Origin of the sequence: Rhodanobacter caeni (assembly GCF_039523575.1) — a bacterium.
GTDB lineage: Bacteria > Pseudomonadota > Gammaproteobacteria > Xanthomonadales > Rhodanobacteraceae > Rhodanobacter > Rhodanobacter caeni.
On record NZ_BAAAFO010000001.1, the window covers coordinates 916,110 to 938,976 of the forward strand.

The 22,867-nt window shown below is 67.5% G+C and carries 22 protein-coding genes and 1 pseudogene; 12 read left to right on the plus strand and 11 right to left on the minus strand.

The window, feature by feature from the left end:
- The first annotated feature begins 34 nt into the window (after nucleotides 1-34).
- The 4 genes from lexA to ABD017_RS04260 are packed head-to-tail and all read left to right on the plus strand — an operon-like array spanning nucleotide 35 to nucleotide 5,861.
- Nucleotides 35-655, plus strand: coding sequence for a transcriptional repressor LexA (gene lexA / locus ABD017_RS04245; protein ID WP_343880457.1), 621 nt, complete (start codon nucleotides 35-37; stop codon nucleotides 653-655).
- Nucleotides 655-1,278, plus strand: coding sequence for a translesion DNA synthesis-associated protein ImuA (gene imuA, locus ABD017_RS04250; RefSeq protein ID WP_056603713.1), 624 nt, complete (start codon nucleotides 655-657; stop codon nucleotides 1,276-1,278). Before lexA ends, imuA begins: the two co-directional genes overlap by 1 nt.
- A gap of 12 nt (nucleotides 1,279-1,290) precedes the next feature.
- Complete coding sequence (locus tag ABD017_RS04255) at nucleotides 1,291-2,784, plus strand: Y-family DNA polymerase (protein WP_343880459.1); 1,494 nt, start codon at nucleotides 1,291-1,293, stop codon at nucleotides 2,782-2,784.
- The gene (locus tag ABD017_RS04260; RefSeq protein ID WP_343880461.1) at nucleotides 2,781-5,861 is read left to right on the plus strand and encodes an error-prone DNA polymerase; all 3,081 of its coding nucleotides are present in this window, start codon (nucleotides 2,781-2,783) and stop codon (nucleotides 5,859-5,861) included. The genes ABD017_RS04255 and ABD017_RS04260 overlap by 4 nt, the downstream gene beginning before the upstream one ends.
- 215 nt (nucleotides 5,862-6,076) lie before the next feature.
- Here ABD017_RS04260 and ABD017_RS04265 read toward each other — a convergent pair whose 3' ends face one another.
- From ABD017_RS04265 to ABD017_RS04275, 3 genes are read right to left on the minus strand one after another with little or no spacing between them, the layout of a single operon-like run.
- Nucleotides 6,077-6,220 (minus strand): hypothetical protein, encoded by a 144-nt coding sequence (locus tag ABD017_RS04265; protein ID WP_343880463.1) that lies wholly within the window; start codon nucleotides 6,218-6,220, stop codon nucleotides 6,077-6,079.
- Between the two features lie 37 nt (nucleotides 6,221-6,257).
- On the minus strand, nucleotides 6,258-6,929 hold the full coding sequence (locus tag ABD017_RS04270; protein ID WP_343880465.1) for a UdgX family uracil-DNA binding protein: 672 nt from the start codon (nucleotides 6,927-6,929) through the stop codon (nucleotides 6,258-6,260).
- Between the two features lie 14 nt (nucleotides 6,930-6,943).
- Nucleotides 6,944-7,102, minus strand: a complete 159-nt coding sequence (locus ABD017_RS04275; RefSeq protein WP_425543656.1) for a DUF3309 family protein — start codon at nucleotides 7,100-7,102, stop codon at nucleotides 6,944-6,946.
- 161 nt (nucleotides 7,103-7,263) lie between these two features.
- On the opposite strand from ABD017_RS04275, the gene ABD017_RS04280 reads away from it, so the two are divergent.
- Complete coding sequence (locus tag ABD017_RS04280; protein WP_343880467.1) at nucleotides 7,264-7,824, plus strand: type 1 glutamine amidotransferase domain-containing protein; 561 nt, start codon at nucleotides 7,264-7,266, stop codon at nucleotides 7,822-7,824.
- Nucleotides 7,825-8,107: 283 nt separating this feature from the next.
- Here ABD017_RS04280 and ligD read toward each other — a convergent pair whose 3' ends face one another.
- Together ligD and ABD017_RS04290 are read right to left on the minus strand one after the other, a co-directional pair.
- The gene (ligD, locus tag ABD017_RS04285; protein ID WP_343880470.1) at nucleotides 8,108-10,672 is read right to left on the minus strand and encodes a DNA ligase D; all 2,565 of its coding nucleotides are present in this window, start codon (nucleotides 10,670-10,672) and stop codon (nucleotides 8,108-8,110) included.
- A 40-nt stretch (nucleotides 10,673-10,712) separates the two neighbouring features.
- Complete coding sequence (locus tag ABD017_RS04290; protein ID WP_343880472.1) at nucleotides 10,713-11,720, minus strand: SDR family oxidoreductase; 1,008 nt, start codon at nucleotides 11,718-11,720, stop codon at nucleotides 10,713-10,715.
- Between the two features lie 130 nt (nucleotides 11,721-11,850).
- On the opposite strand from ABD017_RS04290, the gene ku reads away from it, so the two are divergent.
- Entirely contained in the window at nucleotides 11,851-12,807 is a 957-nt protein-coding gene (gene ku / locus ABD017_RS04295) for a non-homologous end joining protein Ku (RefSeq protein ID WP_343880474.1), read from the plus strand.
- 15 nt (nucleotides 12,808-12,822) lie between these two features.
- On the opposite strand, the gene ABD017_RS04300 is transcribed toward ku, so the two are convergent.
- Together ABD017_RS04300 and ABD017_RS04305 are read right to left on the minus strand one after the other, a co-directional pair.
- A complete protein-coding gene (locus tag ABD017_RS04300) occupies nucleotides 12,823-13,020 on the minus strand; it encodes a hypothetical protein (protein ID WP_343880476.1) in 198 nt (65 codons plus the stop codon).
- Complete coding sequence (locus ABD017_RS04305) at nucleotides 13,017-13,235, minus strand: hypothetical protein (RefSeq protein WP_343880478.1); 219 nt, start codon at nucleotides 13,233-13,235, stop codon at nucleotides 13,017-13,019. The genes ABD017_RS04300 and ABD017_RS04305 overlap by 4 nt, the downstream gene beginning before the upstream one ends.
- 212 nt (nucleotides 13,236-13,447) lie before the next feature.
- Here ABD017_RS04305 and ABD017_RS04310 point away from each other — a divergent pair, with 212 nt between their 5' ends.
- On the plus strand, nucleotides 13,448-14,281 hold the full coding sequence (locus ABD017_RS04310) for an autotransporter outer membrane beta-barrel domain-containing protein (RefSeq protein WP_343880480.1): 834 nt from the start codon (nucleotides 13,448-13,450) through the stop codon (nucleotides 14,279-14,281).
- Nucleotides 14,282-14,295: 14 nt separating this feature from the next.
- Here ABD017_RS04310 and ABD017_RS04315 read toward each other — a convergent pair whose 3' ends face one another.
- From ABD017_RS04315 to ABD017_RS04325, 3 genes are all read right to left on the minus strand, one after another.
- A complete protein-coding gene (locus ABD017_RS04315) occupies nucleotides 14,296-14,472 on the minus strand; it encodes a DUF3606 domain-containing protein (protein WP_343880482.1) in 177 nt (58 codons plus the stop codon).
- Between the two features lie 70 nt (nucleotides 14,473-14,542).
- Complete coding sequence (locus ABD017_RS04320; protein WP_343880484.1) at nucleotides 14,543-15,412, minus strand: YihY/virulence factor BrkB family protein; 870 nt, start codon at nucleotides 15,410-15,412, stop codon at nucleotides 14,543-14,545.
- 209 nt (nucleotides 15,413-15,621) lie between these two features.
- Nucleotides 15,622-16,074, minus strand: coding sequence for a PA2169 family four-helix-bundle protein (locus tag ABD017_RS04325; protein ID WP_343880486.1), 453 nt, complete (start codon nucleotides 16,072-16,074; stop codon nucleotides 15,622-15,624).
- Between the two features lie 197 nt (nucleotides 16,075-16,271).
- Here ABD017_RS04325 and ABD017_RS04330 point away from each other — a divergent pair.
- Together ABD017_RS04330 and ABD017_RS04335 are read left to right on the plus strand one after the other, a co-directional pair.
- A pseudogene (locus ABD017_RS04330) lies at nucleotides 16,272-16,364 on the plus strand (zinc-binding dehydrogenase); the annotation flags it as partial.
- A gap of 376 nt (nucleotides 16,365-16,740) precedes the next feature.
- Nucleotides 16,741-17,628, plus strand: coding sequence for a manganese catalase family protein (locus tag ABD017_RS04335; RefSeq protein WP_343880488.1), 888 nt, complete (start codon nucleotides 16,741-16,743; stop codon nucleotides 17,626-17,628).
- A 49-nt stretch (nucleotides 17,629-17,677) separates the two neighbouring features.
- Here ABD017_RS04335 and ABD017_RS04340 read toward each other — a convergent pair whose 3' ends face one another.
- Nucleotides 17,678-18,463: a ZIP family metal transporter gene (locus ABD017_RS04340; protein WP_343880491.1), complete on the minus strand. Its 786-nt coding sequence runs from the start codon at nucleotides 18,461-18,463 to the stop codon at nucleotides 17,678-17,680.
- 287 nt (nucleotides 18,464-18,750) lie between these two features.
- Between ABD017_RS04340 and ABD017_RS04345 the strand changes: the two genes are divergently transcribed.
- The 3 genes from ABD017_RS04345 to ABD017_RS04355 all read left to right on the plus strand — a co-directional run bounded on the left by ABD017_RS04345 (nucleotide 18,751) and on the right by ABD017_RS04355 (nucleotide 22,613).
- Nucleotides 18,751-19,233, plus strand: coding sequence for a PA2171 family ribosome-binding persister protein (locus ABD017_RS04345; protein ID WP_343880493.1), 483 nt, complete (start codon nucleotides 18,751-18,753; stop codon nucleotides 19,231-19,233).
- A gap of 251 nt (nucleotides 19,234-19,484) precedes the next feature.
- Nucleotides 19,485-19,688 (plus strand): hypothetical protein, encoded by a 204-nt coding sequence (locus ABD017_RS04350; RefSeq protein ID WP_343880495.1) that lies wholly within the window; start codon nucleotides 19,485-19,487, stop codon nucleotides 19,686-19,688.
- Between the two features lie 138 nt (nucleotides 19,689-19,826).
- A complete protein-coding gene (locus ABD017_RS04355; protein ID WP_343880664.1) occupies nucleotides 19,827-22,613 on the plus strand; it encodes a PAS domain S-box protein in 2,787 nt (928 codons plus the stop codon).
- Nucleotides 22,614-22,867 lie beyond the last annotated feature (254 nt).

The following is a 22,867-nucleotide window of genomic DNA, read 5'->3' on the forward strand; positions in this document are numbered from 1 at the left end:
CATTTTCACCACAAAAGGTGAAAAGATACCAGCCATGACCCTGCAGCTCACCGCCCGCCAATCCAACATCCTGGATTTCATCCGCGACCGCCTGGAACACACCGGCCAGGCGCCCACGCTGGAGGAAATCGGCCAGGCCATGGGGCTGTCCAACGTCAGCGCGGTGCTGAAACACGTGCGCTCGCTGGAGGCGAAAGGCCGGCTGCAGATCGAGCCGAACCGCTCGCGCGGCATCCGCCTGGTGACCTCGGCCGACCCGCTGGACGCGGACACGATGGAGCTGCCGCTGGTGGGCCGCATCGCCGCCGGCGAGCCGCTGTTTTCCGACGCACGGGTGGAGCGCACGCTGCGCGTGTCCAGCTGGCTGTTCCGGCTGAAGCCGGATTACCTGGTGCGCGTGGTCGGTGATTCGATGCGCGACGAGGGCATCCTCGACCAGGACATCGTGGGCGTGCACGCCACGCCGGTGGCGCGCCACGGCCAGGTGGTAGCCGCAAGGGTGGGTGGCGACCGCTTCACCATCAAGCGGCTGTACTGGCAGGGTGACGTGATCCGGCTGCTGCCGAACAGCCCCGGCTACCAGCCGATCGATCCCGACCCCAGCGAGGATTTCGCCATCGAAGGCCTGTTCGCGGGCCTGCTGAGGGGCAGCTGATGGGCGCCGTGGTGGCCTTGTCCACGCTGCTGGATGCGCAGCAGGTCTGGCGCGGGCGGGCGGCGCCGCTGCCGGCGGGCGAGCAGCCCACTGGCTGGGCCGCGCTCGATGATGTGCTGCCGGCCGGTGGTTGGCCGCCGGCCGCGCTGTCGGAAATCCTGCTTCCTGCCGATGGCGTGGGCGAGTTGCGGCTGGTGCTGCCCAGCCTGGCGCGGCTCACCCAGGGCGGGCGGACCGTGGTGATCGTGGCGCCGCCGTACCTGCCGTGCGTGGCCGGCTGGCAGCAGCAGGGCGTGGACATGCGCCGGGTCGACATCGTCGCCGCGGGCGACAACGACGTGGCCTGGGCGATGGAGCAATGCCTGCGCTCGGGCAGTTGCGCGGCGGTGCTGGCGTGGCCGCGCCAGGCCGACGACCGCACGCTGCGGCGGCTGCAGGTGGCGGCCGATCACGGCCAGGCGCTGGCGTTTGCGTTTCGCGATCGCAAGCACCTGCCGCACGCCTCGCCGGCAGCCCTGCGGCTGGAGCTGGAGGCCGCGCCCCGCGCCCAGGTGTGGGTGCGCAAATGCCGTGGCGGATCGGTGCCGGCGCAGCCGGTGCCGCTCGGTCGCGCCCTGCATTGATGGCTGGCGGATATGTTGTGGGCCTGCATCGTGCTGCCGCACCTGGCGCTGGACGGCGTCCTTCGGCGTAACCCCCAGAGCGGGCCGCTGGTGCTGGTGGATGGACCGGTCAACGCGCGCCGCATCGTGTCCGCCAACCGCGAGGCGCGCGAGGCGGGCTTGCACGTGGGCCAGCGGTTGAGTGCCGCGCAGGCCTTGCTGACCCGCTTCGATGCCGTGCCCTACGACCGCGCGGCGGTGGATCGCTGGCACCGTTTCCTGGCCGCCGTGGCGTACCGCTACAGCTCCGAGGTGAGCCTGTTGCCGCATGCGATCGTGCTGGAGGTGAGCCGCAGCATGAGCCTGTTCGGCCCCTGGCCGCGGCTGGAAGCGATGCTGCGCGCCGATCTCGCCGCGCTGGGTTTTCGCCATCGCATCACCGCCGCGCCCACGCCGCATGCCGCGCATGTGCTGGCCGGTGTCAGCGACGGCCAGGCGGTGCTGACGCCCGATGCCATGCGCCAGGCATTGCAGCGTGTGCCGATCGGCAAGAGCCGCCTGCCGGCGATGGCGACGGAAACCTTGCCCGGCATGGGCATCCGCACGCTGGGCCAGTTGCTGGCGCTGCCGCGCGATGGCCTGCGCCGGCGTTTCGGCGCCGGGCTGCTGGAGATGCTCGACCGGCTCACCGGCGACCTGCCTGCGGGGCTGGACAGCTATCGCCCCCCCGACGTTTTCGACCTGCGCATCGAGCTGATGCACGAGGTGGAAAACATCGCCTCGCTGGTCTTTCCCCTGCGCCGCATGACCGGCGATCTGGCCGCCTATCTGGCCGGACGCGACGGCGGCGTGCAGCGGTTCACGCTGCGGCTGGAACATCGCGACGGCAGGGTCACCGAGGTGCCGGTGGGCCTGCTCACGCCCGAGCGCGAACCCGGCATGCTGTTCGAACTGGCGCGCGGCCGGCTCGATCAGGTGCAACTGCCCGAGCCGGTGCTGGCGATGCGGCTGGTGGCGCGCGAACTGCCGCCGTTCGTGCCGGCGGGCCGCGACCTGTTCGACGAGCGGCCCACCCATGCGCTGCCACTTGACCAGTTGCGCGAACGCCTGCGCGCGCGGCTGGGCGATCGCGCCGTGCATCAGCTGGACAGCACTACCGATCCACGGCCGGAGCGGGCGCAGGCCGTTGCAGGAAACCCCTGTAGGAGCGGCTTCAGCCGCGAGGCCTTTGGGCCGGGATTCGGGATTCGGGATTCGGGATTCGCAAAAGCAAAAGCGTCGCGGCTGAAGCCGCTCCTACAGGGGATTGGACCACGCCCCACCTGGTTGCTGGATCGCCCCATTCCCTTGCGCGGCGCGGCGCCGCGCATCCTGGCGGGCCCCGAGCGGCTGGAAACCGGCTGGTGGGATGGCGGCGAGGTGTGTCGCGATTACTACGTGGTGGAGACCTCGCTGGGCCAGCACGCGTGGGCGTTCTGCGCGCCGGGCGAGCAGGACGGCTGGATGCTGCAGGGCTGGTTCGCATGACGGACTACGCCGAGCTGCATTGCCTGTCCGACTTCTCCTTCGGCCGCGGCGCCTCGAACGCGGGCGAGTTGTTCGAGCGCGCCAAGGCCTGCGGCTACCACGCGCTGGCGATCACCGACGAATGCTCGCTGGCCGGCATCGTGCGCGCCTACCAGGCTTCGACCGAGCTGGGCCTGAAGCTGATCGTGGGCGTCGAATTCCAGCTGGAGGATGGCCCGAAGCTGGTGCTGCTGTGCGAGAACAAGCAAGGCTATGTGGAACTGTGCCGGTTGATCACCCGCGGCCGCCGCGCGTCGGAAAAAGGCAGCTACCGGCTCACCCGCGCCGACATGGAAAACGGCATGCCGGGCACGCTGGCCTTGTGGGTGCCCGACGCGCCACCGGACATCGCCCACGGCCGCTGGATGCGCGAGACCTTTGGCGACCGCGCCTGGCTGGCGGTGGAGCTGCATCGCGGCCCCGACGACGCGGCGCGCCTGCGCGAACTGCAAGCGCTGGGCGATACGCTCGGCCTGCCGCTGGTGGCCAGCGGCGACGTGCACATGCATGTGCGCAGGCGCCTGGCCCTGCAGCACACGCTCACCGCGATCCGCCACCGCGTGCCGATCGCCGAGGCGGGCGCGCTGATCTTCCGCAATGGCGAGCGGCACCTGCGCCGCTGCGACGTGCTGGCCGGGATCTATCCCGACGCCTTGCTGCAGGAAAGCGTGCGCATCGCCGAGCGCTGCACGTTCCACATGAGCGAGCTGCACTACGACTATCCGGCGGAGCTGGTGCCGCCAGGCCACACGCCTGGCAGCTGGCTGCGCCAGTTGGCAGAGGAGGGCATCCGGTGGCGCTGGCCGAGCGGCGCCAGCGCCAAGGTGCGCAAGCTGATCGATGAAGAGCTGGCGTTGATCGCATCGAAAAAGTACGAGGCGTTCTTCCTCACCGTGCACGACATCGTCCGCTTCGCGCGCGGCGAAGGCATCCTCTGCCAGGGTCGTGGCTCGGCCGCCAACTCCGCCGTGTGTTTCGCGCTGGGCGTGACCGAGGTGGACCCGGAGGTCAACGAACTGTTGGTGGCGCGCTTCATCAGCGAAGACCGCGACGAGCCGCCCGACATCGACGTCGATTTCGAGCACGAGCGGCGCGAGGAGGTGATCCAGTACATCTACAAGAAGTACGGCCGCGAACGCGCCGCGCTGGCCGCCACCGTGATCTGCTATCGCGGCCGCAGCGCCGTGCGCGACGTGGCCAAGGCGCTGGGCCTGCCGCTGGATCAGGTCGACCGGCTCAGCGACATCTTTGCGCGCGGCTGGGGCGACAGCAGCGCCGAGGAACGCCTGCGCGAACAGGGCTTCGACCCGGACAGCCCGATCATCCGCCGCGTATTGAAGCTCACCCACGAACTGCTCGGCATGCCGCGGCACCTGTCGCAGCACGTCGGTGGCTTCGTGATCTCCAACACCTCGCTGAGCGAGATGGTGCCGGTGGAAAACGCGGCGATGGTCGATCGCACGGTGATCCAGTGGGAGAAGGACGATCTCGACTACATGCGCATGCTGAAGGTCGACTGCCTGGCGCTGGGCATGCTCACCTGCCTGCGCAAATGCTTCGGCCTGGTGGAACGCGAGCATGGCATCACGAAAACCATCGCCACGATCGAACCCGATGACAAGGACACCTACGCCATGATCCAGCGCGCCGACACCGTCGGCGTGTTCCAGATCGAAAGCCGCGCGCAGATGGCGATGCTGCCGCGGCATCGACCGGAAAAGTTCTACGACCTGGTGATCCAGGTGGCGATCGTGCGGCCCGGGCCGATCCAGGGCGACATGGTGCATCCGTATTTGCGGCGACGTAACGGTGAGGAAGAAGTCGTCTACCCCTCGCCGCAATTCAAGGCGGTGCTGCAACGCACGCTCGGCGTGCCGCTGTTCCAGGAGCAGGTGATGCAACTGGCCATCGTGGCGGCCGATTTCAGCGCAGGCGAGGCCGACAAGCTGCGCCGTTCGATGGGGGCGTGGAAGCGCCACGGCGGGCTGGAGCCGCATCGCGACAAGCTGATCCGCGGCATGCTGAAGAACGGCTACACGGCCGCGTTCGCCGAACGCATCTTCGAGCAGATCAAGGGTTTTGGCTCCTACGGGTTTCCCGAATCGCACGCGGCCAGTTTCGCCAACCTGGTCTACGCCTCGTGCTGGCTGAAATGCCATTACCCGGCGGCGTTCGCCTGCGCCCTGCTCAACTCGCAGCCGATGGGCTTCTACGCGCCCAGCCAGATCGTGCAGGACGTGCGGCGCCATGGCATCGCGGTGCATCCGGTGGACGTGCGTTTCAGCGACTGGGATTGCACGCTGGAGCCCGATCCTCGCCGCGGTGTCGATGCACGCGCGATCCGCCTGGGCCTGCGCATGGTGCGCGGTTGCTCCGAAAAAGCGGCGCTACGGCTGATGGACGCGCGCAGGCAGCAGCCTTTCGCCGACATCGCCGACCTGTGCGCACGTGCCGGCATCGATCGCCGCCAGCAGGAACTGCTGGCCGATGCGGCAGCCCTGCGCGGCCTGGTCGGCCATCGTCATCGCGCGCGCTGGGCGGTGGCCGGGGTGGAACCGCAGTTGCCGCTGTTCGGCAACGCGAGTCCGGCCGAGCAGGCGGTGATCCTGCCCCTGCCCACGCAGGCCGAGGACACGCTGGCGGACTACGCGCGCACCGGCCTCAGCCTGGGCGTGCATCCGCTGCGGCAGATCCGCAGCCGGTTGAACGCCGCACGCTGCATCGACGGCAAGGCCCTGCGCCGGCAACCGCACAACAGCCGCGTGCGCGTGGCCGGCCTGGTCACCTCGCGCCAGCAGCCGCAAACCGCCAGCGGCATCATCTTCGTGACGCTGGAAGACGAGCACGGCCTGATCAACGTGGTGGTGTGGCGCCATGTGGCCGAGGCGCAACGCCTGCCGCTGCTGCAGGCGCGCCTGCTCGCGGTGGAGGGTCAGTGGGAACGGATGGATGGCGTCACCCATCTGATCGCGCATCGGCTGAAAGATCTCACCCCGCTGCTTGGTGCACTGGATGCACGCTCGCGCGATTTCCAGTGAGCAGGGAATGGGGGATTCGGGATTCGGGAATCGGGAGGCTATGGCGCATGGCAGGGCGGTGGGGAGCCTCGGCATCCGCCTTTGCCGTCATTCCTGCGCAAGCAGGAATCCAGTGCCTGGACGTTCCATGGCCTACCGGCACTGGATCCCAGCTTGCGCTGGGATGACGAGCAACATCGGATCTTCCCTGGCTCTTGCGATTTCCCCATCGCTCGCTACACGGGTCCGGAAGCGCCGGTCGGCGCCGTGCTGTCCTCGGGGTGGGTGTCCTGGCCGGTCACGCTGCGGTAGAAGCCGATCGCCAGGATCGTGGCCAGCGCCACGATCAACACGATCAGCGCCACCCAGCGGCGTTTCATGGCTGCACCCGCCCCGCGTGGCAACGGCCGTGGCGCATCATGGTTCCAGGCCGGCCAGCACGGTGGCCAGCTGCCGCAGGTCGACCACCAGCTCCGCATAGGCCCGATCGCGCCGAGTCGCTTCGGGCATGCGCAGCACCGCGGAAGGGTGCCAGGTGGCCATGCCGCGCACTTCTTCGCCCAGTTCGCGCCATTGCCCGCGCTCGCGGGTGATGCGGAAGCTATTGCCGAACAGCGTCTGCGCCGCCATCGCCCCCAGCCCGACCACCACCCGTGGCTGCACCCGCAGCAATTCGGCGGCCAGCCACATGCGGCATGCCGCCTGCTCGGAGGCGTTGGCGCGCTTGTGCAGCCTGGCCTTGCCGCGGCGCTCGTACTTGAAATGCTTGACGGTGTTGGTGAGATACAGCGCCTGCCGGTCCAGGCCCGCTTCGTCCAGTGCGCGATCAAGCAGGTGCCCGGCTGGCCCCACGAACGGCTTGCCCGATTGATCCTCCTGCGAGCCGGGCTGTTCGCCGATCAGCATCGCCTTGGCCGCGGCCGGCCCCTCGCCGAATACCGTCTGCGTGGCAGGGCGCCACAGCGGGCAGGCGCGGCAGGTTTTCGCCTTGCGACGCAGGGTTGGCAGCTTGCCCGGGGGGATTTCCCCCACGGGCTTGGCCAGCGGAAGGCGTGCAGCATGTGCGGGCGCGGGAGTGGCAGCCTTCACCGGCGCATCTGCAATCAGAAAACGCCAAGCAGCAACAACACGATGACAATGATCACGATGATGCCCAGCCCGCCCACCGGGCGGTAACCCCACGAGCGGCTGTACGGCCAGGCGGGAAGCGCGCCGATCAGCAGGATGATCAACACGATGACAAGCAGGAGTGACATCGACATGGGTGCGTCCTTGTAGAAAAGTGGGATGGCGCGGCGGTGTGCCTGGCGCCGACCGCACGATGGCAAGGTGCGGGTGGAGACACTGTCAAGGAGCCGCATTGACGCGGCATCCATCCCCCGGGGACGACACTGCGCCTTCCTCCTCTCCCCGGGAAAATGTCATGGCCGAATCCGAAAAACTCAGCGACCGCCGTGTGGCCGTGCTCGCCACCGATGGCTTCGAGCAATCCGAGCTGACCGAGCCCAAGCGCCTGCTGGAAGTGGCCGGCGCGCATGTCGACGTGATCGCGCCGGGCGGCGCCACGCAGATCAGGGGCTGGGACAAGAAGAACTGGGGTGCCGCGGTGGATGTGGATGTGGCGCTGAAGGATGCACGCCCGGAAGACTACGACGCGCTGGTGCTGCCCGGCGGCGTGATGAACCCCGACAAGCTGCGACTGGAGCCCGATGCGATCGCCTTCATCGCCCGCTTCGGTGCATCGGACAACCCGCTCGCCGCGATCTGCCATGGACCATGGACGCTGATCGACGCCGGCCTGGTGAAGGGACGCAAGCTCACCTCGTGGCCATCGCTGCGCAAGGATCTGGAAAACGCCGGTGCGCAGTGGGAAGACAGCGAAGTGGTGCGCGATGGTCCGCTGATCACCAGCCGCAAGCCACAGGATATTCCCGCGTTTGCCGGTGCGGTGATTGCGGCATTGGAAAAGGCTGGGGCCGCGTAGCAGGTGTTTGACGGCTTGCCCTTCGACTTCGGCCCTGCGGGCCTACGCTCAGGGTGATCGTTGAGCTGGCCAGCCCACCTACCTGGGCTGGTCCGGTTTGCTCTCCGGGACGTTCTGCGATTCGTGCGGGGTATCTTCGTCCGGCATCCTGTCGTGGCCGCTTTTCGGCTTGGGCTGGGGCTCGGGATAGCCCGAGGTACCGGGCGGCTGTTTCGGTCGATCCGTATCGGGCATGAGCTGCTCCGTTCAGTGGCGGGGTTTGGAATGGACGTCCATACGGCGATCAGTCAAGGCGATCCATCACCTGGTCCAGGTTCTGCTGCACGGCATCGATGCCTTTCCACGGGTCCGAGCGCAATCTCGCCAGCCGCTTTGGGGTGGAGTGGATGTCGAAATCGTGGCCGCTTTTCAGCTTGCCCAGCTCGTTCCAGCGCAGCGGCACGGCCACCGGTGCACCGGCACGGGCGCGCAGCGAATACGAGGCCACGCTGGTGGCGCCGCGGCTGTTGCGCAGGTAGTCCACGTAGATCTTGCCGTTGCGCTGCGACTTGGTGGCGGTGGCCACGAAATCCAGCGGATGCGCCTGCGCCAGGGTCGAGGCGAACGCCTGCGCAAAGTTCTTCACCATCGGCCAGGGGCAACCGGGGTTCAGCGGCACCACCACGTGCAGGCCCTTGCCGCCGGTGGTGCGCAGGAACGATTCCAGCCCGAGCTGGGTGAGCAGCTTGCGCACCAGCCGCGCGGCGGCCACCACGCGCTCCCATGCCACGTTGTCGCCGGGATCGAGGTCGAACACCACGCGGTTGGCCTTGTCGGGATGCTCCACGGTCGAGCCCCAGGGGTGGAACTCCAGCACGCCAAACTGCACCAGCTCGATGATCGAACTGGCATCCAGCGGATAGATGTAGACAGCCTGCGCACCCGACTCCTCCTTGAGCTTGGCGCTGCCCACGTGTTTGAGCCCCTGCATCAGGTGCTTCTGGAAGAAGCAGGGCTTGTCCGCGCCGTCGGGGCAGCGGATGACCGACGTGGGGCGGTCGACCACGCCGGGCAGAAACCACTTCATCACCGCCTTGTAGTAGTCGGCCACGTCCTGCTTGGTGATGCTGCCTTCGGCGAACACCACGCGGTCGGGGTGGCTGATGGTGATGTCGGCCGCTTGCGCGGCGTCATCGCGGGAAGTTCTGGTCGTCTTCTTCGCGTTTTTTCCCTTGGGTTTCGGCTTGCCGCGGTCGGAGTCGAGCAGGTCGGCGGGGCTTTTGTCGGTGCGCATGGTTTTCAGGCTCGGTTGGCGCAGCAGGTTCTGGTTGCCGATGCCGCGGTAATACACCTCGGCCACGGCCACCGGCTCGATCCAGCGCGCGTCGCGCAGCAGCGGGTCAACGTCGGCAAGTGCCACGCTGGGCTTCTTGCCGCCCTTGCCCTCCATCGTCTTGCTCAGCGCGCGCAGCTGCTCGTCGGAAAAGCCGCTGCCCACGCGGCCGGCATAGATCCAGCCCGATGGCGTGTCCGGGTCGGGGCGGGCCAGCAGCAGCGAGCCGAAACCGCTGCGGCTGCCCTTGGGTGGCGTGTAGCCCACCACGGCGAATTCGTCGCTTTCCAGTCGCTTCACCTTGATCCAGTCGTCACCACGGCCCGGGTGATACGTGGATTGCACGCGTTTGCAGACGATGCCTTCCAGTTGCTGCTCGCTCGCCATCCGGAACGCCTCCTCGCCGTTGCCGATGGCATGCGTGCTGAAGGCGAGGTGGCGCGGCGCATGCGCCGTCAGCTGCTGCAGCAGATCCTTGCGCTCGAGCAGGGCCACGCGTGACAGGTCGTGGCCTTCGAAGTAGGGCAGGTCGAACAGCATGTAGACCAAGGGCGATTGCAGCTCGCCGGAAAGGGTTTTCTGCAGCGCGTTGAAATCGCTGCGCCCCTGCGCGTCCAGCGCCACCAGCTCGCCATCGAGCCGGGCCGATTGCAGCCCCAGCAACTCCAGCGCCTGCACGATGTCGGGCAGCTTGTCGTTCCAGGGCAGGGCATTGCGCGACCACAGCTTCACTTCGCCATCAGCAATCGCCGTGAGGATGCGGTAGCCGTCCCATTTCACTTCGTGCAGCCAGTCGTCGCCGGCCGGCGCCGTGTCGCGCAGGCGCGCCAGTTCGGGCTTGAAGAAATCGTTGCTGGCCTTGGCCTTGCGCGCGCCTTGCAGCCCGGCGGCGATTTTCGCCAGGCGCTCGCGCGGGATCTTCTTCGTGCCCTTGGGAATGGCCTTCTTGCGCGCCGTCGATTTTTTCGCCGCGGCCCGCGTGGCGGGCGTCTTCGCCGCGGCCCGGGTGCTGGCGATCATCTTCCTGTCGAGCAGATCGTCCGCCTCCACGTCGCCGGCGAAGGCATCCTTGTCCTTGATCAGGAACCACGCCGGTTGCCGCTCCTTGCGGCTGCTGCGCACCAGGTGCCAGCCGCCCTTGAGTCGCTTGCCGAACAGCTCGAAGCGCAGGTGGCCTTTCTGCAGCTGCGCCTCGGGGTCGCCCTCGGTGGTCCACACGCCCAGGTCGAACTGGTCGACGTGGCCCTTGCCGTAGCCGTGTTCGATATCGCCCTCGAACGTGGCGTACGCCACCGGGTGGTCTTCCACCTCCACCGCCAGCCGCTTCACCTGCGGGTCGTAGCTGGGGCCTTTGGGCACCGCCCAGCTCTTCAGCACGTCGCCCACCTGCAGGCGAAAATCGAAATGGCGGCGGCTGGCGTGATGCAGCTGCACCACGAACAGCGAGCGTCGCTCCGGCGCCACGGCCGCGTCGGGGGCGGGTTCACGGGTTTTCGTGAAGTCGCGCTTGCGGCGGTATTCCTGCAGTTCGGTCATCGTGCCCATCCAGCGAGTCGCATGACAGCGACGGTGGGGATCAACCGGTAGGCCCGCCCATCACGGGGATCACCGCACCGGAGATGTAGCTGGCGCACGAGGGTGCGGCCAGGAACACGTAGGCGGGGGCCAGCTCCTCCGGCTGGGCCGGGCGGCCCATCGGGTTGGACTTGCCGAAGTCCTCCACCTTGTCGGCAGGCTTGTCGGCGGGGTTCAGCGGCGTCCACACCGGGCCGGGCGCCACCGCGTTCACGCGGATGCCGCGCGACACCAGGTTCGATGCCAGCGCCTTGGTGAAGGCGTGGATGCCACCCTTGGTCATCGAATAGTCCAGCAGCTTGCTGCTGCCGAACAGGCCGGTTTCCGAGCCGGTGTTGATGATCGAATCACCGCTGCCAAGGTGCGGCGAGGCCGCGCGCGCCATGTAGAAGTAGCCGTACAGGTTGGTGCGCAGGGTCTGGTCCAGGTGCGCGTCGGTGACGTCCTCGATGGACTCGGCGTGCTGCTGGAAGGCGGCGTTGTTGACCAGGATCGACAGCTTGCCAAACACCTTCACCGTTTTCTCCACCGCGCTCGTGCAGAACTTCGGATCGCGCACGTCGCCGCGGATCAGCAGGCAGCGCCGGCCTTCGGCCTCCACGTAGTCGCGGGTCTCGGCGGCATCCTCGTCCTCGCACAGGTAGACCACGGCCACGTCGGCGCCTTCGCGGGCAAACAGCACGGCCACGGCGCGGCCGATACCCGAGTCGCCGCCGGTGACGATGGCGGTCATGCCGTTGAGCTTGCCGCTGCCGGCGTAGGTCGGCGCGGTGAACTGTGGCCGCGGGTCCAGTTCGTGCTCGCTGCCGGGCTTGGCCTGGTGCTGTTTCGGCAACGGGTTCTTCGGCTGCTTGCGTTCGCCGGTTTGCGGCGCATTTTTCTTGGCGGCTTTCGCGCTGCTGGCGGGCTTGTCCTGCTCCTTGCGTTCCACGCCGCGCTGGGTCTTCCGCGCCTTCTGCGCGGTCTTGCTGGTGCTGGCTTTTCGCGAGGCGTTCTTGCTGGTGGCCATGGTGGAATCCGTTGGGGAGCGGGAACCCGGACGCTAACCATCGCCACGTTGATCCGGGGTGAAACTTGACAGCCCGTCCACGAGCCCATCGCCATAGTCGATGCGCGAATCCCTCGCCGGAGCACACACCATGGCGCGCCCCATCTGGACCGGAACCCTCTCCTTCGGCTTGCTCAACGTGCCCGTCTCGCTGATGTCCGGCGAGCGCAGCGTCGACCTGCATTTCCGCATGCTGGACAACCGCAGCAACACGCCGGTGCGCTACGAGCGCGTCAACGCGGAAACCGGCGAGGAAGTGCCGTGGAAGGAAATCGTCAAGGCGTTCGAATACGAGAAGGGCAGCTACGTCGTGCTGGAGCCGGACGACATCAAGTCGGCCTCGTCCGAGGGACGCGAGGCGGTGGAGGTGAAGACCTTCGTGGACGCCGGCTCGATCGGGCCGGAGTATTTCGAAAAGCCCTATATCCTGGTGCCCGGCAAGAAGGCGGAGAAGGGCTACGTGCTGCTGCGCGAGACGCTCAAGCGCACCGGCAAGATCGGCATAGCGCGGGTGGTGATCCGCACCCGCGAGTACCTTTCCGCGGTGATGCCGCGCGACAACAGCCTGCTGCTGATGCTGCTGCGCTATCCGCAGGAGCTGGTGGACGCGGGCGACTACAAGATTCCCGAGGGCGCGGTGTCCGACTACCGCATCTCGCCCAAGGAGCTGGAGATGGCCGAGCAGCTGATCGACTCGATGAGCGACGAATGGAAGCCCGGCGACTACCGTGACGAGTTCCGCGAACGCCTGCGCGCGGTGATCGAGAAGCGGCTCAAGTCCAAGGGCGTGGTGACGCCGCCGTCCGAGGACGAAAGCGAGATGCCCGAGAACGCCAGTACCAACGTGGTCGATTTCATGGCCTTGCTGCAGAAGAGTCTGGACACCAAGCAGCGCACGCCGGCGAAAAAGACGGCGACGAAAAAGACGAGCGAGAAGAAGGCGCCGCGCAAGGCGGCATCCCGAAAGTCGACCGGCAAGGATGCGGCCGGCAAGAAGAAGCCCGCCGCCAAGACGGCGAAGAAAACCGCGCATCGCAGAACCGCTTGACGGCGGCGGGCGGCATCACGCCTGCGGCGGGTGACGGCGCTCGTGGGCGTGTTGCTGGTGGCAGGCCTCGTGCCCGCACTCGCAAGGCGCGCCGGCATGCGCGCCCGGCCGCTCCGTCATCCGGCGGCAGTAATCGCTGCAATACGGATCATCCACCCGCGTCTGGCAGTTGCAGGCCGGATGCGCGCAGCGTTCGTCGATCGGCGCGTTCATGCCGGCGTGCCGCTGTTGCCCGTGGCGCGCAGCGGCTGGTCGGGCAGGTCGGGGTTGTGCGGTTCCACCGGCGGCAGTTCCGGGTTTGGCGGCGTCTGCACCGGCTCGCCCGGGCGCGTGGGATCGGCGGGCGTGGGCGGCGGCGGGCCGGGCGGCACGTACTCCATGTCGCTGCCCGCCAGGCGGGTCGTCGGGGAGCTATCGGCGATGTTCATCGGTCACCTCGCAAGTCATAGCGGTGGAAGCGGATCGCCGCGTTGATAGTTGAAGCACGGGCGGCGTGCGAAAAGTGCACAGGATGGCGTCATGCAAGTTCGTGTTGCGTGACGACGGTGGCGCGGCGATTCGCTCGCGTCTCGCCATCAACAACGCGTACACGACGCGACGTCTAGATTGCCCGTTCCCCCACCCACGGAGTTTCCCCAAGATGAATTTCCCCTCCCGCGCGCATCGGCGCGCCCGCTCGCTGTTGTGGCTTCCGCTGGCCTTGATGAGTTCGGCGGCATTTGCCCAACGGTCGCCGGCACTCGATCGCGCCAGTCTGTGGGTGGGCGGTTATTACACGCAGATGGATACCGTGATCGGCGCCAGCGACAAGAGCGGCGAGTTGTACGGTTCGGTGGATCTGGAGGACGACCTCGGCTTCGACTCCCACAAGACCACGCCAAGAGTCAGGCTGGATTTCCTGGTCGGCGACCACCAGGGCTTCTCGTTCGACTACTACGATGTGCGGCGCAATCGGTCAAAGTCGATGAGCCGCGATTTCTCCTACGGCGGCACCGACTACATCGCCTCGGCATCCGTCCGCGGCAAGCTCGATTTCAATTTCGGCAGCGCCGCCTACCGCTGGTGGCTGGGCAGCGGCAACGACGTCTTCGGCATCGGCCTGGGCGCGGCCTACTACGGCGTACACGCCAGCATCAGCGGCGAGGCGCGCCTCAACGACGAGGTGGTGCAGGCATCGAGCCGTTACAGCGAAAACGCCTGGGCGCCGATGCTGCAGCTGGGCTGGCGGCACGCGTTCGACGACACCATGCGCATGTACGTCGACCTGTCCGGCGTCAAGCGCAACAGCAGCCGTCTGGGCGGCCATATCTACAACGCGTCGGTGGGCTTCGAGTGGTTCCCGTGGCAGCACGTGGGCCTGGGCGCCGAGTACGGCTACAGCCGGATCTCGCTGCACCAGCACCGCGAGAACTATGACGACGGCCTGGACATGAAGTTCTCGGGACCGTCGCTGTTCGCACGCTTCCGGTTCTGAGACATGGCCCCACGCTACCGGCGCAATTCGCGCTCCACGTCCTCGGCCATCACGCCGACCTTGTCGACCGCCGCGCGCAATTGCTCCGGCGTCACCTGCCATTTGGCCGTCCAATAGCGCACTTCGTAATCCTCGCCCATGTTCACGCGCTGGGCATCGGCGGGGGTGCGCAGGGACTTGTCATCGCTCATGGTGTCATCCTCGGGGAAGGGGGATGACACATGTCTCACGCCGCCGGTGAACGCGCTGTCGAGCGCGGGCTCAGCACGGTGCGCGGGTGTCGTCCGTCTTTTCGGCCTGGGGCTGGGGCTGCACCGACTCGCCGCGGGCGAGCGACAGGCCATGGGTGAGCTCGGCGCCGACCAGCACGATGGTGGCCGCGTAGTAGACCCAGGTCAGCAGCACCACCAGCGCGCCGGCCGGGCCGTAGGCGCCACCGACACTGGCGTGCTGGATGTAGAGGTCGATCACGTACTTGCCCGCGACAAACAGCACCGTCGTCAGCAGCGCGCCGCGCCAGGCGTCGACCCAGGCGATGTGCGCATCGGGCAGCACGCGGTACATCGCGCCGAACGCGGCGATGAAAACCAGCAGCGAGACGCAACGTTCGGCGATGCTCCAGGCCAGCGAGTCGGCGGGCACGAAGAGGTGGATGAAGGCGCTGACCACGAACGACACGATGAGCAGGAACGCCATGCCCACCAGCAGGCTGATGGCGCGCGCACGCGCCCACAGCCACGCCGTGATGGCCTTGCCCGGCTTCGCCTCGACATCCCAGATCGCGTTCAACGACTCCTGCAGCTGCGCAAACACCACCGAAGCGCTGAACAACGTGATGCACAGGCCGACGATGCCGGCGATATTGCCCAGCGTGGGTTTCGACTCGGCGTTCTCCAGCACCATGGCGGTGGCGCCGGCGGCCTTCTCGCCCAGCATCGAGGCGAGGCCATCGGTCAGTTGCGCCTGCCACTCGGGACGAAGCGCAGCCAGCACCCACAGCAACAGCACCATCAACGGCGCGAACGACAGCGCGGAGTAGAACGCGATCGCCGCCGCGCGGGTCAGCAGCGCATCCTCGCCGACACCGCTGACGGCCTTGCGCAGGGCGACGGCGAACTGCGATACACGCATGGGCATCCCTCTCCAAAATGACGGGAAAGAAATCGCATAGTGGCGGTGAACGCGATGTTGGCGTCCGCGGGGCGAGGTGGTGGGGAGCGGGTAGTGGAACTGGCTGCCCGGAGCAAGCGCTCGACGGGTGACGGGTGCTGATGGGAGCCGGGGCATGGCCCCGGCTCCGTTGGAGATGGACGGCCGAAGCCGTCCGTTTCATCGGCCGATCAGGCGGCGTGCAGCATCTTCTTCAGGTCGCGCATCTGGTCGTGGCCGCTGCGCACGGAGGTGTAGACGTCGGCAATGGCGGACATCGCCGGCGGCGACAGCTCGTTGTCGTTCATCGCCTCCTCGAACTTGTGCTTGATGTGATCCTCGCCGCGTTCCACCTCGTCCACCACGGCGGTGTTGTCGGCCGAGGTGATGCTGCTGCGCAGGTTCACGAACATGCGATGGGCCGAGGCCAGCACGGTGCCGTCGTCCTCCGGCGTGCCGCCGAGCGAACGCACGCACTGCTGCAGCGTCGAGGCCGCGCGGCGGCGTTCGCCGGCACGTCCCTCGAACAGCGACACGAGCTGCGCGCTCTTGGCGTCCTTGGCCGCCTCGGCATAGCCTTCGGCGCTGTCCAGGGTGGTTTCGACGAGACTGTTCAGTACCTTGATGTCGTGATCGTTGTTCATGTTTCAGTGCTCTCCTTGGATGCCGGCGTCGCGCACCGGCGGATTGTGGCGAGGGGGAGTCGCCGGACCGCCGTCAGTAGACCGGCGCGGGCGTGACGAGGACGGCTAGGCAACGTTCAACCCGTGTCATGCAGCGATGCGGATGGCGCCATCCACTGACCTGGCGCAGACGAAACATCCGGCACGCTGCGTGTCACATCAGCCACCGCATGAAACGGGCCGACGCCGCCCGCGGCTACGAGATGTTCGAGGAGAAGGAGAGCGATTGCCGCGAGATCGTGCTGACGCCCTGGACGCTCAGCCCGGCGGCAGCGGCGCCGTCGACGGGCGCGTATCCACGCGTAGCTCCACCATCGGGAAACGCCACGCTGGACCGCCTGCCATGAACACGCCGCGAAGGCGCGACATGAGGCTGCGCAAGGCGAATGTTTGACGTGCCATTGATGCCCGATCGGCAAGTCTGGCCGTCCTCCCAATGCATCCCTTCGACAAGGACGTCGGCGAGCTTCGCCGACCGTTTCCCCGGGGTTTTCCACCATGGCCGGCCATCGGCTGGACCCTCGTCGGCATCGTTCGTGTCCCGCCGCGAGCTCTGATGAACGAACGTCATCCGCGGACGATGGGGCAGCGATGCGCTTCGAGGCCCACCCGCCACAGGAGAGATCCATGTTTGCCCACAACAAGCGACTGCAATATTCCGTTCGCGTTTCCGAGTGCAACCCCGGTCTCGCCAATCTGATGCTGGAACAGTTCGGCGGCCCGCAAGGCGAACTGGCCGCCGCGATGCGCTACTTCACCCAGGCCCTTGGCGAGGATGACGCCGGTCGCAAGGACATGCTGCTGGATATCGCCACCGAGGAGCTGAGCCACCTGGAAATCATCGGCACGATCGTGGCCATGCTCAACAAGGGCGCCAAGGGCAGGCTGGCCGAGGCGATCGACGAGGAGGCGGAACTGTTCCGCTCGCTGCAGGGCGCCGGGAATGACTCGCACGTCACCCAGGTGCTCTACGGCGGCGGGCCGGCGCTGACCAATTCGGGCGGCCAGCTGTGGACGGCAGGCTACATCGACAGCATCGGTGAGCCGACCTGCGACCTGCGCTCCAACATCGCCGCCGAGGCGCGCGCCAAGATCGTCTACGAGCGGCTGATCAACGTCACTGCGGACCCCGGCGTGAAGGACGCGCTGGGCTTTCTGATGACGCGGGAAATGTCGCACCAGCAGTCGTTCGAGAAGGCGCTGTACTCGATCGAGCCGAACTTTCCGCCGGGCAAGCTGCCGGGCATGCCGCAGTTCGCCAACACCTACGTCAACACCTCGCAGGGCGAGGGCGACATGCGCGGCTCCTGGAACAGCGACGCCAACTTCGACTACCTCAGCGACCGCGAGAAATTCCTGGCGATGGATGGCGGCAGCGGCCTGCCGGAGGTCACCCTGTCGGCGGAGGAGCGCAAGGCGCTCGACCAGATGGCCCGGCGCACCCAGTCCGATCCCAACGCCGATCCGCGCACCGGCGCCGACCTGGGCGCGGGCAGGAAGACCAGGCCGAAGTAGGGCGATCAACGGACGGGGCGCAAGTCGCCCCGCCCGGGCGAAAGCGACGTCAGCCCAGGGCCGTATCCAGCATCATCATCATCACGAAGCCCACCATCAGGCCCCCGGTGGCGAAGTTCTCGTGCCCCTGGCGGTGCGATTCGGGGATGATCTCGTGGCTCACCACGAACAGCATTGCGCCCGCGGCGAAGCCCAGGCCCACCGGCAGCAGCAGCGGAAAATCCACCACCACCGCGGCGCCGACGAAGGCGCCCACCGGTTCGATCAGCCCCGATGCCATGCCCACCATCACCGAGTAGCCGCGCGCATAGCCGGCGGCCATCAGCGCCACTGCCACCACCAGCCCCTCGGGTATGTCCTGGATCGCGATGCCGGTGGCCAGCGCCAGGCCGTGCGCGGTGTCGGTGCCGGCAAAACCCACGCCGATGGCCAGCCCCTCGGGCAGGTTGTGCAGGCAGATGGCGAACACGAACAGCCACGCGCGCTTGATCCGCTGCGACGACAAGCCCTCGGGCCCCTTGATGAAATGCTCGTGCGGCACCACGCGGTCCAGCACCAGCAGCAGCGCCGCGCCGACCAGGATCGACGCCGCCACGATCCCGCCCGCATGCCAGGGTCCGGCGCCATGGCTCTGCGCCGCGTGGATGCCGGGCAGGGCCAGCGAAAAGGCACTGGCCGCCAGCATCACGCCGGCGCCGAAACCGAACATGGTGTCCTGCGTACGCTGCGCGATGCTGCGCGCGAACAGCGCCGGCAAGGTGCCTGCCGCGGTGGCGCCCGCGGCCACGCAGCCGCCGAGGAAAGCCGCCAGAACGGGTGGGATGGAGGGATTCACGCGCGGCCAGTGTACGCCGCCGGCGCCGGCAGGGATGATCGGTGGGACACGGTATTCCCTTCGTGACGCAAGAAACGCGCGCCAGCATGACGGCGACGGAATCGCCGCGACGTGAATGCGCTGGGGCAGCGACTCGATCACCATCAGGTTGAACACTGTCAGGGTAGAACACTGCCTGGAGGGCCAAGAAGGGCACGCCTCTCGCCCACGCGACAAACGGTTGACGCGGTGTTGATGCGTGGTGGGCGAACCTCGCCACTCCCCCAACCGTGCCAACAGGACGCCCCATGGACGCCATCAAGCTGCTCACGCAAGACCACCAGACCGTTCGCCAATTGCTGACCCAGCTGGAGGAGACGACGACGCGCGCGGTGAAGAAGCGGGCCGACCTGCTGGCCGAGATCGCGGTCCAGCTGAAAGCCCACACCACGATCGAGGAAGAAATCTTCTATCCCGCGTTCAAGGCGGCGGGCGACAAGTCCGACGACGCGATGATGTATTTCGAGGCGATGGAAGAACACCGCGCCGCCGGCGACCTGGTGCTGCCGGACCTGCAGAACACGCCGACGGACAGCGAGAAGTTCTCCGGTCGCGCCAAGGTGCTCAAGGAGCTGGTCGAGCACCATGCCGACGAGGAGGAGAAGGAGATGTTCAAGCGCGCGAAGAAACTGATGGGTGCGGCGGAACTGAAGACGCTGGGCGAACAACTGGAAAAGCGCAAGGCCGAGCTGGTGAAGCAGTTCAAGGCCGAGGCGAAGGCTGCCGCGTAGGGTCGCATTCCCGCACCGTGTGCCTGCGGCGCGCAGCGGTGTCGCCCGGACAGCGCCATGTGTCCCGCCCCCAGCGGTCATGCAAGAGGCCGGCAGCCTGTTCTGCACGCCCTGCGCCGCGGCCATGTCGGGACAGCCGCGTCTTGACGCATCGTTGATCCGGCGGCTGTCAACGTGCGCCCGCGCGCGAGCGGAGGAAACGGCATGAATGTCTGTCGTCAGCAACTGTGCACCGATCACGGAGATCGCCCGTGACGCCGCTGGACAAACCGTTGCGGCGGCTGCTCGCCGTGGGCGACAAGGCCTATACGCTCACCATCGCCCCGCAGGGGCTGAAGCTGGTGGAGAAGGGACACCGCAAGGGGATTGAGCTGGACTGGATCGATCTGCTGAATGGCGATGCCGCGCTGGCGGCAGCGCTCAACGCGGCCGTGGCGGGCTCGCCGCCTCCGTGATCCGGGGCGAAGCCCGCGCCGGGCCGGCTATCATCGGGCCATCAGCATTTCGGGAGACCATTCGTGACGGGGAAGCAGGCATCAGCGCCGTGTTGCATTGGCCCGCAACGGCCGTCACGCTGTGAACTGGGCCGATCGCTGCTGGAAGCCATGCCGACCGCGGCCTTCGTCTGCGACCTCGACGGCAGGGTTCTCGATTGCAATGCCCGCGCGCGCGCCTTGTGGGGCGAAGCCATGCGCGAGGGCGCCGCGGGCGAGGATTTCTTTCTGCCGCCCACCGATGCGCCGCAGGCCGAGAGCCCGATGGCGCGCGTAAGACGCCAGGGCCAGCCGTGGCGCGATTTCGAGACGCGGGTCCAGCCCGCGCAGGGCACGCCGCGCCGTGCCATCGCCAGCGTGGTCCCGCTGAGCAACGCTTCCGGCATGCTGTGCGGCGTGGTCAACAGCTTCGACGTGTCCGCGCCGATCGGCGACAGCCCGGACGTGTTCGAGAACGTCACCGTCCAGAAGCGCGGTGACGACGCCGCGCGCCTGCGCGACCGGCTGTGGCGCAACGTGCTGCAGGCGCTGCCGGTGGCCATCTACATGACCGACGCCGAGGGCCGGGTGACGTTCTTCAACGAGGCGGCCGTCCACTTCGCGGGACGCACGCCAGCGCTGGGCGAGCCGTGGTCGATCTGCTGGAAGCTGTTCCACCTCGACGGCCGCCCGATGCCGCACAGCGAGGGCCCGATGGCCACGGCCCTGCGCGAGCAGCGACCGTTGCGCGGCGAGGAGGCGATCACCGAGCAACCCGGCGGGCTGCGCCTGGCGTTCAAGGCCTACCCCACGCCGTTGTTCGACGAGGCCGGCGAACTGGTGGGCGCGGTCAACCTGATGATCGACATTACCGAGCACCGCAAGATCGAACAGGCCCTGCAGGACCTGAACAGCACGCTGGAGAAACGCGTGGTCCACCGCACCAATACGGTGGAAAAGATGTTCATGAAACTGCACCGCAGCGAAAGCCATCTCGAGCTGCTGGTGAAGAATGTCACGGACTACGCCGTCTACATGCTCGACCCCGACGGCCACATCATCAGCTGGAATGAGGGCGCCGAGCGCGTCAAGGGCTACACCGCCGCGGAGATCATGGGCCGGCATTTCTCCACCTTCTACACGCCGGAGGATCGCGAGGAAGGCATGCCCGAGGTCGCGCTCGCCGCCGCGCGGCGCAACGGCAGTTTCGGCGCCGAAGGCTGGCGCGTGCGCAAGGACGGCAGCCGCTTCTGGGCCAGCGTGGTGATCCACACCACGATCGACGAGGGCCGGCTGGTCGGTTTCGTGAAGATCACCCGCGACATCACCGAGCGGCGCGAGCACGAACTGGCCCTGATCGAAAGCGAGCAGCAGGCGCGCGGCGTGATCGACACCGCGCTGGACGGCTTTGCGCAACTGGACGAGGCCGGCTGCATCACCGAGTGGAATCCGCGCGCCGAAAGCCTGTTCGGCTGGGAGCGGGACGAGGTGCTGGGGCGCGATTTCGTGCAGCTGGCCATCGCCGAAAAGGATCGCGGGCGCTTCCTGCATGCGCTGCCCACCGTCACCGACGCCACGCTGCAGCACGGTTCGGACGACCAGTTCGAGGCGGTGCGCCGCGATGGCGAAACCTTCGTGGTGGAGTTCCGCATCAGCGCGCTGCGGCTCAGCAGCGGTGACTGGTTCAACGTATTCATCCGCGACCTGAGCGAGAAGATCCTGGTCGAGTCGCAGCTGCGCCAGGCGCAGAAGATGGACGCCATCGGCCAGCTCACCAGCGGCATCGCGCACGACTTCAACAATCTTTTGCAAGGCATCATCGGCGCGCTGGAGCTGGTCGAGATGCGCGTGCGCGACAAGGATGACGGACGCCTCGGTCGTTTCATCAATGGCGCGCTGACCTCGGCCAACCGCGCCGCCGCGCTGACCCACCGCCTGCTGGCCTTCTCGCGGCGGCAACCGCTGGACCCGCGGCATGTGCACGTCAATCCGCTGATCGCCTCGATGGAGGAGTTCCTGCGCCGCACGATGGGCGAGCGCATCCGCATCGAGCTGGATCTGGCCGTCGACCTGTGGGTCACGCTGTGCGATCCCAACCAGTTGGAGAACGCGCTGCTCAACCTGGCCATCAATGCCCGCGACGCCATGCCCGAGGGCGGCCTGCTGACGGTGCGCACGCGCAATGTCGAGGTCGACCAGCTGCGCGCGCGCACCTGGCAGGTGGGCGACAGCGGCCAGTACGTGGGCATCGAGGTTTCCGATACCGGCTCCGGCATGCCGGCGGACGTGGCTGGACGCGCCTTCGATCCGTTCTTCACCACCAAGCCGAACGGCAAGGGCACCGGGCTGGGGCTGTCGATGGTCTACGGTTTCGCGCGCCAGTCCAACGGCCATTGCGAGCTGGACAGCCATATCGGGCGGGGCACGAGCATCACGCTGTACCTGCCGCGCACGACCAGCGAGGCGGTTGCCGTTCCGCCACCGCTGCCCGCCGCCACGCACCCGGAAGGCAGCGGCGAGGTGGTACTGGTGGTGGAGGACGAGGCGATCGTGCGCCTGCTGGTGATCGAGGTACTGCACCAGCTCGGTTACCAGACGATCGAGGCTGTCGATGCGGAGGAGGCCCTGCGCATCATCGACTCCAGCCAGCCGATCGACCTGCTGGTATCGGACATCGGGCTGCCGGGCACGAACGGCCGCGCGATGGCGGGCACGGCGCGCCAGCGGCGGCCCGGACTCAAGGTGCTGCTGATGACCGGCTACGCCTCTGAAGCCGCGGCGGCCGATGGCTTCCTGGAGCCGGGCATGCAGCTGATCACCAAACCGTTCACCGTCGAACTGCTGGCGCGCCGCGTCGGCGAAATGATCGGTGGCGGCGCGAGGGCAGGGGTGACGGAAAACGTTTGAGGCGGCGCACACCCTCCAGCCGTTCAGGCTGAGCGTAGCCGCGCGGCGGCGAGGTCGAAGCCTTCCCGCGCACGCCCTTCGACTTCGCCTCTGCGCGGCTACGCTCAGGGTGAACGGTTCGAGGGAATCCAAATCTCGATTCCCCATTCCCCATTCCCCATTCCCTGCCTCCCAAAAACTTCACCCCCGCGTGACTTCCGCGGCGCGAAGGTAGCGGCCTGCTTTTCCGCCGCGCCCCTCGCGTCCGCTCGCGA

Bases quoted from the DNA above. Each gene is read 5' to 3' on its own strand.
- imuA (WP_056603713.1), top strand. From the start codon at position 655: ATGGGCGCCGTGGTGGCCTTGTCCACGCTGCTGGATGCGCAGCAGGTC.
- ABD017_RS04320 (WP_343880484.1), bottom strand. From the start codon at position 15,412: ATGCGTGTATCGCAGTTCGCCGTCGCCCTGCGCAAGGCCGTCAGCGGT.
- ABD017_RS04335 (WP_343880488.1), top strand. From the start codon at position 16,741: ATGTTTGCCCACAACAAGCGACTGCAATATTCCGTTCGCGTTTCCGAG.
- ABD017_RS04255 (WP_343880459.1), top strand. From the start codon at position 1,291: ATGTTGTGGGCCTGCATCGTGCTGCCGCACCTGGCGCTGGACGGCGTC.
- ligD (WP_343880470.1), bottom strand. From the start codon at position 10,672: ATGACCGAACTGCAGGAATACCGCCGCAAGCGCGACTTCACGAAAACC.
- ABD017_RS04310 (WP_343880480.1), top strand. From the start codon at position 13,448: ATGAATTTCCCCTCCCGCGCGCATCGGCGCGCCCGCTCGCTGTTGTGG.
- ABD017_RS04345 (WP_343880493.1), top strand. From the start codon at position 18,751: ATGGACGCCATCAAGCTGCTCACGCAAGACCACCAGACCGTTCGCCAA.
- ku (WP_343880474.1), top strand. From the start codon at position 11,851: ATGGCGCGCCCCATCTGGACCGGAACCCTCTCCTTCGGCTTGCTCAAC.
- ABD017_RS04260 (WP_343880461.1), top strand. From the start codon at position 2,781: ATGACGGACTACGCCGAGCTGCATTGCCTGTCCGACTTCTCCTTCGGC.
- ABD017_RS04265 (WP_343880463.1), bottom strand. From the start codon at position 6,220: ATGAAACGCCGCTGGGTGGCGCTGATCGTGTTGATCGTGGCGCTGGCC.
- lexA (WP_343880457.1), top strand. From the start codon at position 35: ATGACCCTGCAGCTCACCGCCCGCCAATCCAACATCCTGGATTTCATC.
- ABD017_RS04315 (WP_343880482.1), bottom strand. From the start codon at position 14,472: ATGAGCGATGACAAGTCCCTGCGCACCCCCGCCGATGCCCAGCGCGTG.
- ABD017_RS04300 (WP_343880476.1), bottom strand. From the start codon at position 13,020: ATGAACGCGCCGATCGACGAACGCTGCGCGCATCCGGCCTGCAACTGC.
- ABD017_RS04275 (WP_425543656.1), bottom strand. From the start codon at position 7,102: ATGTCGATGTCACTCCTGCTTGTCATCGTGTTGATCATCCTGCTGATC.
- ABD017_RS04280 (WP_343880467.1), top strand. From the start codon at position 7,264: ATGGCCGAATCCGAAAAACTCAGCGACCGCCGTGTGGCCGTGCTCGCC.
- ABD017_RS04305 (WP_343880478.1), bottom strand. From the start codon at position 13,235: ATGAACATCGCCGATAGCTCCCCGACGACCCGCCTGGCGGGCAGCGAC.
- ABD017_RS04290 (WP_343880472.1), bottom strand. From the start codon at position 11,720: ATGGCCACCAGCAAGAACGCCTCGCGAAAAGCCAGCACCAGCAAGACC.
- ABD017_RS04325 (WP_343880486.1), bottom strand. From the start codon at position 16,074: ATGAACAACGATCACGACATCAAGGTACTGAACAGTCTCGTCGAAACC.